The organism is Capnocytophaga gingivalis ATCC 33624 (assembly GCF_000174755.1).
Taxonomy (GTDB): Bacteria; Bacteroidota; Bacteroidia; order Flavobacteriales; family Flavobacteriaceae; genus Capnocytophaga; species Capnocytophaga gingivalis.
In genome coordinates this window covers 77,555-90,506 of sequence record NZ_ACLQ01000023.1, presented here as the reverse complement: position 1 = coordinate 90,506, position 12,952 = coordinate 77,555, and the positions used below count along the sequence as shown (strand labels likewise).

Annotated in this window: 10 protein-coding genes; 3 read left to right on the top strand and 7 right to left on the bottom strand. The window is 43.9% G+C overall.

Annotation, left to right across the window (positions count from 1 at the left end):
• Positions 1–7 precede the first annotated feature (7 nt).
• The 7 genes from CAPGI0001_RS09500 to tsaD form a co-directional block, all read right to left on the bottom strand.
• Positions 8–475 (bottom strand): nitrous oxide reductase accessory protein NosL, encoded by a 468-nt coding sequence (locus tag CAPGI0001_RS09500; protein ID WP_002669152.1) that lies wholly within the window; start codon positions 473–475, stop codon positions 8–10.
• A 91-nt stretch (positions 476–566) separates the two neighbouring features.
• The gene (locus tag CAPGI0001_RS09495) at positions 567–1,166 is read right to left on the bottom strand and encodes a hypothetical protein (protein ID WP_040360161.1); all 600 of its coding nucleotides are present in this window, start codon (positions 1,164–1,166) and stop codon (positions 567–569) included.
• A 60-nt stretch (positions 1,167–1,226) separates the two neighbouring features.
• Positions 1,227–3,197: a Sec-dependent nitrous-oxide reductase gene (gene nosZ, locus CAPGI0001_RS09490; RefSeq protein WP_002669350.1), complete on the bottom strand. Its 1,971-nt coding sequence runs from the start codon at positions 3,195–3,197 to the stop codon at positions 1,227–1,229.
• Positions 3,198–3,303: 106 nt separating this feature from the next.
• On the bottom strand, positions 3,304–3,837 hold the full coding sequence (locus CAPGI0001_RS09485; protein ID WP_002669323.1) for a c-type cytochrome: 534 nt from the start codon (positions 3,835–3,837) through the stop codon (positions 3,304–3,306).
• A gap of 262 nt (positions 3,838–4,099) precedes the next feature.
• Complete coding sequence (locus CAPGI0001_RS09480) at positions 4,100–4,510, bottom strand: hypothetical protein (protein WP_002669205.1); 411 nt, start codon at positions 4,508–4,510, stop codon at positions 4,100–4,102.
• 120 nt (positions 4,511–4,630) lie between these two features.
• Positions 4,631–5,746: an N-acetyl-alpha-D-glucosaminyl L-malate synthase BshA gene (bshA, locus tag CAPGI0001_RS09475; protein ID WP_002669206.1), complete on the bottom strand. Its 1,116-nt coding sequence runs from the start codon at positions 5,744–5,746 to the stop codon at positions 4,631–4,633.
• A 116-nt stretch (positions 5,747–5,862) separates the two neighbouring features.
• The gene (gene tsaD, locus CAPGI0001_RS09470) at positions 5,863–6,882 is read right to left on the bottom strand and encodes a tRNA (adenosine(37)-N6)-threonylcarbamoyltransferase complex transferase subunit TsaD (protein WP_002669352.1); all 1,020 of its coding nucleotides are present in this window, start codon (positions 6,880–6,882) and stop codon (positions 5,863–5,865) included.
• 174 nt (positions 6,883–7,056) lie between these two features.
• Between tsaD and CAPGI0001_RS09465 the strand changes: the two genes are divergently transcribed.
• The 3 genes from CAPGI0001_RS09465 to prmC all read left to right on the top strand — a co-directional run bounded on the left by CAPGI0001_RS09465 (position 7,057) and on the right by prmC (position 12,873).
• Positions 7,057–7,476: a lipocalin-like domain-containing protein gene (locus CAPGI0001_RS09465; protein ID WP_002669284.1), complete on the top strand. Its 420-nt coding sequence runs from the start codon at positions 7,057–7,059 to the stop codon at positions 7,474–7,476.
• A gap of 175 nt (positions 7,477–7,651) precedes the next feature.
• Positions 7,652–12,028 carry a translocation/assembly module TamB domain-containing protein gene (locus tag CAPGI0001_RS09460; protein ID WP_002669221.1) on the top strand — a complete coding sequence of 1,459 codons (4,377 nt, stop codon included), beginning with the start codon at positions 7,652–7,654 and terminating at the stop codon, positions 12,026–12,028.
• Entirely contained in the window at positions 12,028–12,873 is an 846-nt protein-coding gene (gene prmC / locus CAPGI0001_RS09455; RefSeq protein WP_002669212.1) for a peptide chain release factor N(5)-glutamine methyltransferase, read from the top strand. The genes CAPGI0001_RS09460 and prmC overlap by 1 nt, the downstream gene beginning before the upstream one ends.
• Positions 12,874–12,952 lie beyond the last annotated feature (79 nt).

The following is a 12,952-nucleotide window of genomic DNA, read 5'->3' as shown; positions in this document are numbered from 1 at the left end:
GGGCTAATTAGTGATCATGCATGTTGTCATGGTCAGAAGAGGCAGGGTGCTGATGTCCTTGGAACTTAGCTTGGATACCTTGCCAGTCGTAGAGTTCTCCTCCTTTTTCCCTTTGTATCTTTTGGGCATCCTCACGGGAGGCAAAAGCAGCCAAGTGAGCTCCCATAGGGCTCTCTATTTCTTTGGAAATAAGGTAAGTAGCCTTGGTAGCATCGATTAGGTTGCCTTCCTTGAGGTAGTCACACACCAAGTGCAGCGCTACTTGGTCTTCTTGAGGGGCTTGGAGCATGCACTCCACGGCATCATACTTGAAGGCTTTGGACTTCTGAGTAACCACTTCTGAGGCGAACTGAGGACTTACAATAGTCATCTTGCAGAAGGCACATTCTTCCTTCCCATAGTCAATAGGCTCTGCCTTAGGGGCACACGAAGCCATAAGGAGCCCAAGGCTCAATAGAGATAATACTTTTTTCATGTTGCGATATTTAGACTGCAAATATAAGAAAAAAAATCATCTTAGCAATGAATTAAGTCACTACTAAGATGATTTTTTCTCTTAAGATTAATTAAGCTACTTTTTTCTTACTGATGAAGAAGGCTACTAAGGCGAGTACTGCTGCCAAGACCATGGCATAAGTACCCCAGCTTGGGTAGGATTCCGCATAGAAGTTCAGCAGTTCCTTACCTCCAAAGAAAGGAGGTTGGTAGGCCATACCAGGGATTTTGATCTGAGCGGTGTCGCTTAGGTTGTGCCCATAGTCATACTCCCACTTATAGAAGTCATACATTCCCAATACACCTGCTACTCCCATAAGAGCAGCCCATGCAAAGTAAAGGATTCTCTTGCCTGCAAAGGCGATGAGCAAGCCCAAAACAAGGAAGCTGCCGATGACCCATGGGAAGGCTTTGAATTCCCAGAAATTCTCAGCATGAATATGCTTCATTCCTATATAGTGGTTTAGGAGATTGATATTCTCAATGGTATGGATGGAAAGTTCATCCTCTTGGGCAGAGAAGCTGCTCTTTCCATTAATGTCGTTAATCCAGATATACATTTTGATACCTTCTGGATATTGAGGAGCATCCAACTTGATACTCCAGATAGGGAAAATAAAGAGTAAGAGTAGCAAAAGGGAGGCTACTACCATTAAAATTCGTGCTTTCATTTTCAATTAAAATTTGTAAAAAAGGCTGATACAAGACCAGCCTTTTTTTGGTTATAAAGATTATTCTGCGTCGCTACCGAGGCTCCACTTAAGCGGAGTATTGGCATTAGCAGCAGATACACGGATGTATCCTTGCATTTCTTGGTGAAGAGCAGAACAGAAGTCTGTACAATAGAATGGCCATACACCCACTTTAGTAGGTTTCCATACGAGGGTTTCTGTTTGTCCAGGCATGATAAGCAATTCTGCATTCTGAGCACCCAATACAGCGAATCCGTGAGGGATATCCCAGTCTTGTTCTACGTTGGTTACGTGGAAGTATACAGTGTCACCCACTTTGACACCTTCGATGTTGTCAGGAGAGAAGTGGCTACGGATACAAGTCATGTACACATGTACGTTGTTTCCTTCTCTTACTACCTTAGCATCGGCATCGGTACGAGTCACGTAAGGGTGGTGGTTATCCTTAAGTGGATAGATTTTGGTTTGTTGTGATTTTATCTTGTCAGCAGCAATACCTTGTGCATAGTGAGGCTCTCCGATAGTTGGGAAGTCCAAGAGGAGTTCCATTTTGTCTCCAGAGATGTCAAATAACTGTGCAGATTGGCAAAGTTCAGGACCGGTAGGGAGGTAACGGTCTTTGGTAATCTTGTTCATAGCTACCAAATATTTACCATAAGGTTTGCGAGAGTCCCCACCTGGGATCATAAGGTGACCAGGTGCATAGTAAGTTGGTTTTCTATCCAATACTTCTCGAGTATCTACTTTCCATTTTACTACTTCAGAAGAGATGAAGAAAGTAGTATACGCATTACCTTTGTCGTCGAACTCAGTGTGCAATGGGCCAAGGCCGGAGCTCTTCACTGTACCTGCTACTACAGCATCCATTTTGATAGTAGGGATACCATATTTTTCACCATCAAAAGCTTTGTCTTCGATGGCTTTTAGCATCTTAGTGAAAGAGTGTACAGTAAGTTCAGAAGCAAGCTTACCATTACCAATGATGTATTCCCCTGTTGGGTCTACGTCCACTCCGTGAGGAGATTTAGGAGTAGGAAGTAGGTATACCAATCCTGGAAGCTGAGAAGCGTCGAGGATTTTTACAGTTTCTACTACTTCACTCTTACCTGTGTGTGTCTCATCACTGTAAGTGTTGTGGTAGTGAGGAGCTTTCATTTCGGTGAATTTACCTTGTTTGATATAGTCCTCAGCTACTTTCCAGTTGATAGCTGCTACATAGTCGTAGTCGTTTTCAGAAGCTTCTACTTCCAAAAGAGTATTAGCTTCCTCAGTGTTGTAAGTGGTGAAGAATACCCATCCGTGAGATTTTCCTTTACCAGAGTGAGCTAAGTCGTAGTTGAATCCTGGCATAAGCACTTGGAACTCAAGGTTCATCTTTCCTGAATCAGGATTGATTTTTACGAAAGAGATTACCCCTTTGAATTTTCCTTTGTAATCCTTGATAGATACGTCTTCCTGAGGAATAGGCACAGAGAAGCGAGTTCCCCCTACGATATACTCAGTGTTTTCAGTAACGAAAGTAGAAGAGTGGTTACCAGCAGCATTAGGAAGCTCCAAGGTTTCTTCTGTTTCGAAAGTTTTGAGGCTGATACGCGCTACACGAGGTGTGTTGTTCGCGTTGATGAAGATCCAGCGCCCGTCCACTTCTCCATTGGTTTGAGAAAGGTCAGGGTGGTGGGTGTCATCCCAAGGAATGAATCCGTGGGTAGTTTGCAAAAGAGGCTTGGTTTCTTCGTTATAACCATATCCTTTTTCTGGGTCTTGTGAGAACACAGGAATCACTTTGAGTAGTCGTCCTGAAGGAAGTCCGTAAGTGGCAAGTTGTCCACTGAACCCTCCTGATAGGAATGCATAGTACTCGTCATATTGTCCTGGTGCTACATACACTCTGGAGGCAGCATCTGAAGCTCCCATAGCCCCAGACTTATTGTTGTCACTTTTGCTGCCATTTCCACAACTGGCAAGAAAAGCTCCAGCAATTGCCAAAGATAACAATTTGCTTGTTTTCATAAAACAATTTATTTAAAAATATTTATATCCTAAAAGTTTGATTTAGGGAGTAAAAGCCTGCTTAGAGTTTTTGAGTGCTCTAAACAGACTTTCTCTCTTTGAGAGCTTACTCAATAGTACGGAAGTACTCTAAGACAGCTCTGGCTTGTTCTTCTGTAAGGTGTTGGTTAGCCATAGGTGATCCGTTAGCCTCTGCTAAGAGTTGCTTAGCGATAGGGTCATTGGCGATCATTTCCTCAGGATTGAGGATCATGTTCATTATCCATTCAGGCGAACGTCTTTCCAAGATGCCCTTAGGAGCAGGTCCTATGAACTTCTTAGTTGGCTTGTGGCAAGCAGTACAGTTGAGCTTGAATAGCTCTTGTCCTTTGGCTGCCAAGGCCTGATCTACAGTATTTCCTAATGGTGGATTCACTGCTTTTACAGGGCCTATTCCTTTGTTGCTTAGGTCTACTCCAGCACCACCGGTAGGGGCTGCAGGGGTCTCTGTAGCAGGAGTATTAGTCGCTGCAGGAGTTTCAGTTGTTGTGCTGGGTGTGCTGTTGTCAGTATTGGCATTATCTCCATTGGAGCTACCACCGCCACAGCTTACCATGGCCATAGTAGCCAATACAGCAAGCGTTAGTTTCACTGATTTCATTAAAAAATAGATTTAGTATTTTATGGGACAAAGGTACATATTTTTTTTAAAAAAAACTACAATTTTCTCTCTTTTTTTTTACTTAAAAATATAGAGACTTTTCTCTTAAAGAGGAGATAACTTCTCCAAAGTGGCTATATTATTGAAAATGCCATGCTTGTCTCTTCCTAAAAGAGTTTTTAACAATTCTTGCTAAAGGTAAAAAAAAGCACAGGTGGGGAATACCCCCACCTGTGCTTTTGAAAAATACTTCTGCACGGGGCTAAAGTTGTTCGTCCAAGGCCATAGCAAGGGGTCTACTTTTCTCAATAAGTGCTCTTGCGATGCCGATATTGGCTTTGTCTCTTTCTAAGACTAAGAGGTTAAAAAACTTTCCCTTATTCGAAACCCCGATGACATAGGTGACCTTGTCGGTCTCTATAAGAATACTATGTATTTCTTTGATTTGTAGGGATTCACTTAGGAAAACAACATTTTTCACCTGTGTTACAATCGTGGTGAAGAAAGGGCTTGTTTCTTCAGCAGTTTTTAACAGTTCGACAGAGGCGGAGGCCTTTGCCATAATAGTCCCATCGGAACATTTGAGGATTCCACAGAAAAGGAATCCAGATAGACTGTCTTTCATTTCTAAGCAAAGCTTGTCAAGAGCTTCTTGTATTTCAGATCCTGTCATAAAATTGGTTTTTGATATTATTTTGCTGCAAATGTAGCTATAATATCTATAATAATTGTATTTTTTAACATTTAATAAGCTATGAACACTATTTATTAATCATTAATCATTGCTCATTAATCATTGTTCATGGTATACCGCTTCATACATAGGGATGATCTTTTTTTCGTCAAAAAGGCTGGCTCTCTCCAAGGCTTGTTCCTTGAACCGGGCAAGGGTCTCTCTGTCATGGAGGATAGTAAGGGCATTGCGTGCCATGTCGTCCACATCACCAACACGGCTGAGAAAGCCCGATACACCCTGCTTATTCACCTCAGGGATTCCTCCAGCATTGCTCGAGATGACAGGTACTCCTTCAGCCATCGCTTCCAAGGCAGCTAAGCCGAAACTCTCTGATTCTGAAGGGAGTAGGAATAAGTCGCTCGAACAGAGTATATCGTTCACATCCAAGTAGTTACCCAGAAAATTGACATAGTTCTGTATCTCCAAGTCATGGGCAAGGGCTTGGGCATTCTCTCTGTCGGGGCCATCACCGACCATGATCAAGTGTGCTTTCTTCTGTTGGAGGACTTTGTGGAAGACACGCACCACATCGCAGGCTCTTTTTACCTTTCGGAAGTTGCTCACATGGGTGAGTATCAGCTCGTCAGGTTCCGCCAACATAGCACGCTGGCAGCGCTTGGGCTCGCTTTTTTTCTTTTCTATATTGATGAAGTTCGGAATTACATTGATGTGTTTCTGTACATCGAAGAGCTCATAGGTCATATCTCTGAGGCTCTCTGAGACAGCGGTCACTGCATCGGAGGCATTGATACTGAAGTTTACCGCAGTCTTGTAGTAAGGATGGTTCCCTACCAGGGTAATATCTGTGCCGTGTAGGGTGGTGATGATCTTCACCTCCAAACCTTCCTTGCGGAGAATCTCCTTGGCCATGAAGGCTGTATAGGCATGGGGAATGGCATAGTGAGCATGGATAATGTCGATATTATATTCGCGTACTACCTCCACCATCTTGCTTGAGAGTGCAAGTTCGTAAGGCTGATAGCGGAATAGGGGGTATTCCTCCACATATACTTGGTGCAAGTGGATGTTCTTATGAAAGGCCGAGAGTCTCACTGGCTGGCCATAGGTTATAAAGTGTATCTGATAGCCTTTCTGAGCAAGGGCAACTCCCAGCTCGGTAGCTACCACTCCACTTCCTCCAAAAGTAGAATAACAAACAATAGCGATCTTCATAATGATTAGGATTAATAGGGTATTAGGGTTAGAGAGTTTTAGAGTTATTAGTATTAAAGGATTAATAGTACCTTGGCTAAAACCCTTTATCCCTCATTTCTATATTCCTCTATCCCTTAAAAATGGTATCTTGCCTGTGCTGTGACATGCATATCGGCAAAGTCTTTTTGTAAATATTTGTAATAAGCGGCGATGCCTATCATAGCAGCATTGTCGGTGCAATACTCAAAGGCGGGAACAAAGACCCTCCAGTGGTATTTCTCGCCATAGGTTTTTAGCGCACTTCTCAGCCCTGAGTTCGCACAGACGCCCCCTCCTATGGCAATCTGGCGTATACCTGTTTGTTCGACTGCCTTCTTGAGCTTGCGCATAAGGATTTCTATGATGGTATATTGTACCGAAGCACAGATGTCGGCCAAGTGTTCTTGGACAAAGTTTGGGTTTTCCTTTACCTCCTTCTGTATGAAATAGAGCACTGCGGTCTTCAGTCCTGAAAAGCTGAAGTTTAGCCCCTCTACTTTAGGGAAAGGGAAAGCAAACGCCTTTGGGTTGCCTTTTTGGGCATATTTGTCGATCAAGGGGCCGCCAGGGTAGGGGAGACCGAGTATCTTGGCTGTCTTGTCGAAAGCCTCGCCTGTAGCATCGTCCTGTGTCTCTCCCAGAACTTCCATAGTGAAGTAGTCACTGACCTTGAGAATCTGGGTATGCCCCCCGCTGATGGTCATTCCCAAAAAAGGAAAGGAAGGTTTCTCCTGCCCCTCTTGGTCTATGAAGTGGGAGAGGATATGCCCCTGGAGGTGGTTTACCTCCACCAAGGGAATTCCTAAGGAGAGTGCTAAGGATTTGGCAAAGGAAACGCCTACTAATAGCGACCCCTGCAAGCCAGGCCCTCGAGTGAAGGCAATGGCCGAGAGTTGCTCCTTGCCCACTCCTGCTCGCTGCAAGGCCTGATGTACCACGGGAATGATATGCTGCTGGTGAGCACGCGAGGCTAGCTCTGGTACTACACCTCCGTATTCTTGGTGAATCTTCTGCGAGGCAATCACATTCGAGAGAACTTTGTCGCCCTGCATCACCGCCGCTGAGGTATCATCACAAGAGGATTCTATAGCTAATATATATGGTATGTCGTTCATTTCTGTAGAAAAGGGAAATAGCCCATAGTCATTTTATGCGGCAAAGGTACAACATTATCAGTATTTGTCAATGATTAATTTAAGGAAATCTCGTGTCAAAAGTTGTTAATTGTTCATTGTCAAAGAATAATTATTTATACCTTTGCCACAGTTGAAACTGAAAAAACATGTATTATGATGAGAAATATTTTAAAAGCGGCCTTTATAGTCATCGCTATTTTGGCAATCTCTTGTGATAAGTCAGAAGACCTCTCTTCTAAGGATCTTGTAGGCTCTTGGTACTTAGAGAGTGTCACTTATGGAGGGCAACCTCAGGGACTTTCTTCTTGTGCTAAGCAGTCAAATATAGTTTTTACAGAAACAGAATATACTAAAACAGAATATGCAGGAATCGATGGTGGTCTCTGTTCTGAGACTCATAAAAAGACAGGGACTTATACAACATCTGGCTCTAAAGTTTTAGTAAAATACAAAGAAGGGAACAACGAGACAGTACCTACTATAAGGATATCAGGCAAAACACTTACCCTCTCTTTGGTGAAAGAACAGGGTGACAAAAATATGCCTTTGGTCATGACTTTTGTAAAACGATAGTCCCTAAGTCGGTATTATATTGGGAACACTCCAAGAGAGAAAAGCATCTGAATAAGTTGCCTATGGGTTTCTAATCACTAAAAAAAACAAAACATCTCGCAAAAAAAGATATTTTTGTTGTACATTTGTGCCGAATTTTATACATTAGCTAACCTCTCTAAAATAAGCACACAAGGTGATAGGCAAAATATTCCGTATACTTAAAACGATTATAAAAATAGGAATCTATACACTTATTTTTATATTCCTCGCCCTGATGATTCCAGCGGTACAAACCAAGTTGGCCTCATGGGTAATGGAGCGTATCAACACGGACTACAATGTCAATATACATATAGATAAGGTATCCATTAGCCTTACGGGTATGGTAGGGCTCGATGGGGTACTTATCCGCGACCATCATCAGGATACCTTGATCGCAGCTCAGAGTATCCGCACCCCACTGCTCGACCTCAAAGCGGCGATGGATGGCAATCTGATCTTCTCTCATATCGAGGCCAATGAGCTCTTCTTGAATATGAAGACTCACAAAGGGGATACCCTGACCAATCTCGATGTGTTCGTCTCTCGCTTTGATAGTGGTACACCTCGCAGCAAGGATCCCTTTGTCATGCGATCCAATACCATCAAGCTCCGCGATACACATTTTCGTGTGAGTGATTACAATATTGCACAGGGGGAAAACCCTATACAGACCGATATAAAGCATATCGCTGGAACGATTGTGGATTTCGATATTGTGGATTCCGAGGTGAAGTTCCAGATGAAGAAGGGTTCACTGCTCTTTGACAATCATCTGAAGGTGGAAGAGCTTGAAACCTATTTCCAATATACAGATTCTCTGATTTTCCTCGATCGGGTGAATATCCGTACTCCCTCTACTCATATAGATGCTGATTTGGCTTTTGAGCCTTATAATAATAGCTTTGCCGACTTCCTCAACAAGATTACTGTCCGCGCAGAGCTTAGAAGTTCCTTCATAGGAACGGATGATATCAACGGATTCTATAATGGCTTTGGTAAGGGGAAAACTCTTGAGGTAGAGGGGAAGTTCTCCGGAACACTGAACAACCTCTCTATCAAGGAAGTACATCTATATCATGCCAATACAAATATAGAGGGACAGGATATCCTTCTTAGGAATGCTTTTTCCTCGGACAAGGATTTTGTCTTCTGGGGGGATTTCTCCCATTTCTCCACCTCTTACTCGGATCTGGTAGGGCTTATGCCCGAGCTCATCGGCGAGAGTCTTCCCAAAGAACTCCGTGATTTTGGCCTTCTCGAGGGACAAGCGGAGCTGACCTATACTACCCGAGACCTTCTATTGGATGCCGATGTCTTTACCCAAAAAGGAGACTTTATTCTCAGTGGTTCTTTCTACGGACTGAAGGACTTGAATAAGACTACCTACAAAGGTACTATCGATACTTATCAGTTACAGCTGGGTAACCTGCTTGAAGTCAAAGACTTAGGAAAGCTCTCGGCGGGCTTACAGTTTGTAGGTACAGGATTGAGCCTTAAGAAGTTACAAAAATTATCCCTACATGGAAATGTCAGGGAGGTTTCCTATAAGGATTACCTATATAAGGATATCAAGCTTGATGCAGAGTATTTCAACAAAAAGATTAAGGCAACGGCATCCATAGGGGATGACAACCTACAGATGGACTTCAAGGGAATGGCCGATATCACCTCCTCCCAGCGCTCGAACTATATGCTCTCTGGTCAGATGAAGTATATAGACCTGAAGGCTTTGGGCTTGGTACAGAAGGATTCTATTGCCAAGGTAAAAGGGGAAATCGATTTGGACATTACTGGAAATACGATAGATAACATGGTGGGTAAGGTGGTGCTCAAGAATGCTTCTTATCAGAAAAATTCACAGACGTATGACTTTGCCGACTTTGCTATCAATATAGAGAAGGATACCACCAGCCTTAGAACCATTACTTTGGAGTCCTCGGATATTATTTCGGGTAAGGTGCAAGGCGAATTTAAATTTGCCGAAATAGGGAAGGTATTGGTCAATACCTTGGCTTATGGGTTTGAGAACTATAAGCCTTTCAAGGTCATGCAGGGACAGTACCTCACCTTTGATTTCAAGATATATAACAAAATCATTGAGATATTCTTCCCTGAGCTTTCCTTTGCCCCGAATACCTTTATCCGAGGGAAATTGGTGGGCGATGACTATGATTTCAAGCTTAATTTCCGTTCGCCTTATATCAATATCTCGGATTATTCTCTTCGAGGGGTCAATCTCGAGTATGACAAGAAGAACCCTGTTTATAGGTCTCTCATCCAGATGTCTTCCATCCAGAATCCTTACTATAAGATATCTGATCTGAATGTACTGAATACCTCCGTGAACGATACCCTTTTCTTCCAAACGGAATTCAAGGGGGGCAAGAATTCCGAGGATGACTATACCATCAAGCTCTACCACACGATCAATGAGCGTAGGGAGTCGGTGATCGGGATGAAGCACTCCACAATCTATTTCAAGGGGAACGAATGGGCTTTTGATCAGCGTAGCGAAAACCAATTGCGCATCAATCGCAAGCTCGATTCTATCACCATACGCCCCTTTACCCTCCATCATAAGGATGAGTCTATTACCTTCAACGGGATGGCCTCCAAGCATAACAATTACAAAGACCTCCACTTGGTTTTTGATAAGGTGGATATCAATAAGATAATTCCTGCTATAGACAACTTGGACTTGGCAGGAGTGCTCAATGGTCACCTCTCCCTCATGCAGGATAGGAACAAATACACTCCCGAGGCGGATCTGACCCTCAAGAGCTTTATGCTCAACAAGTACGAGATGGGAGACCTACAAGCCAATATCTCCGGCAACGAAGACCTTACCTCCTTCAAAACGAAACTGGAGTTCCTCAATGGCTTGGGTGAGGGACTACTGGCACAAGGGAATATATTTATCAAGGATGCCAATACTTACTTGGACTTGCGTGCCACCCTTACCAAGCTCAACCTCAAGCCTTTCGGACCTTTTATGCAGGATATACTCTCCAACCTTCGGGGGGCACTCTCCGGAGAGGCACAGATCACAGGCGAGGTTTCCAAGCCTAAGGTGGAAGGGGTGCTACAGCTCTCCCAGGCCGGACTTGGAGTCCCTTATCTGAATATAGATATGGAGCTCTCGGACAATGCACAAATCTTTCTGGAGGATAACAAATTCATTTTCAAAGATATAACCCTTACCGATACAGCTTATAAGACCAAGGCTCTTTTCAATGGGCTTATCTCACACCGTCGCTTTACCGACTGGTACTTAGATCTGAAGTTTGACACCCAGAATAAGCGCTTTCTGGCTCTGAACACCTCGGCCAAGGACAATGATCTTTTCTATGGAACAGGTTTTATCGTAGGTAAGGCGAATATCATCGGGGATGTCAATGCGCTGACAATCAATGTCAATGCTGTAACTGGAGAAGGTACTAAGTTCAAGATTCCACTGAGTGATACCCAGACAGTGGGCGATGACTCCTTTATCACCTTTGTCTCCAAGGAAAAGAGTAAAAAGAATCTCGTGGTCAAGACCTACCAAGGTCTGGAGTTACACTTCGATGTCGATATCCTTCCTTCGGCCGAGGTCGAGATTATCGTGGATCCTAAGAACAACTCCAGTCTCATAGGTCGTGGGGCGGGGACACTGCTGATGGAGATCAATACCAATGGCAAGTTCAATATGTGGGGGGACTTTATCACCACCTCAGGGGAGTATAACTTCAAGTACGAAGGACTCATCGATAAGAAATTCAAGGTGTTGCCCAATGGGTCTATCTCTTGGAATGGCGACCCTATGGGAGCGACCCTACAAAACCTCAGGGCTGCCTATACCCTCTATGCGAACCCTTCCGTCTTGCTCAACTCTTCTCAGTACAACCGAAAGATACAGACTCAGGTGATTATCAACCTACAAGGGGACTTAGCACATCCTGAAACGGTCTTCGACCTGAAATTCCCCGATAGTAGTCCAAGCTTAGTTTCCGAGCTGAACTATCGCTTGGAGAGCTCTGACAAAAAGCAATTGCAGGCATTCTCCCTCTTGGCACAAGGTAGCTTCCTGAGCGATGCCGCAGCAGGGGAGAAGCTCTTGGCTTACAATATGCTTGAGACCGCAGCAGGAATCTTTAACCAACTCCTCTCAAGTGAGGATGATAAGCTCAACCTTGGGGTGAGCTATGAGGCAGGTACGATAGACCCCAACCGTGCTTACAACAGTGCTGACCGCTTAGGAATCACTGTATCCACTCAGATTACCGATCGTGTCCTCTTCAATGGTAAGTTGGGAATCCCTGTAGGAGGGGTCACCCAGACAGCTGTAGCAGGAGACTTTGAGGTGCAGTTCCTGCTAACGAAGGACGGCCGACTCAGTGCTAAGATATTCAACCGAGAAAACGAACTCCAGCAGTATCTCATCGATAAGATAGACTACTCCCAAGGGGTCGGACTCACTTACAAGGTCGATTTCGATACCTTCAAGCAGCTCATTCGTGATATTTTTACTAAAGCAAAGAAAAAATAATGACGGTAGGTGACTTCAAACGATATTTCGTTCAGCATTTTCTTAGTTATGATATGGCTGAGCGCACAAGTATCCTCTCTATAATCATAGAAGAGACTTTGGGAATGAATCAAGTAGAAGCAATCCTATATCATGACCAAGAAATCGCCCAAGAAAAAAAGATGGAGCTTCAGCGGGTATGCCAAGAGCTAAGCAAGAATATCCCTATACAATATATCTACCAGAAGGCACATTTCTTAGGGCTCTCTCTCTATGTAGACTCGAGGGTACTCATCCCTCGACAAGAGACAGAAGAACTGGTGGACTGGATTGTCACCTCCTACATGGCAGCACCGCAGCTGCGTATCTTGGATATAGGCACTGGAAGTGGTGCTATTGCCATTGCTCTAAAAAAACATCTGCCACAGGCCTCCCTGACAGCTATCGACATCAGTGAAGGAGCGCTGGCAGTAGCTCAGCAGAATGCCAAGCGCCATGGAGTGGCCATCACTTTCCTTCAGCAGGATATACTTGGGGTGGAGGATTTGGGGACTTCCTATGATATTATTGTCTCCAACCCTCCCTATGTACGAGAATTAGAGAAAAAAGAGATGCACGCCAATGTCTTAGACTACGAACCCTCCTTGGCACTCTTTGTTCCTGATGACAACCCTTTGCTTTTCTATGAGAAAATAGCAGAGATAGCCGCCCGAAACCTTACAGAAGAGGGGACACTTTACTTTGAGATAAATCAATACTTAGGTCAGCAGACCCTTGAGATGCTCCACAAAAAAGGTTTTAAAGCCCTTCTTAGAAAAGACCTCAATGACAACGATCGAATGATTCGAGCAGGCCGCGCCATATAGGCGAATAAGAGAACCGAGAACGAGATAGGGGACAATAACCAATGAAAGATACCTTCAAGAGGTGTTGTGGCACACTTGT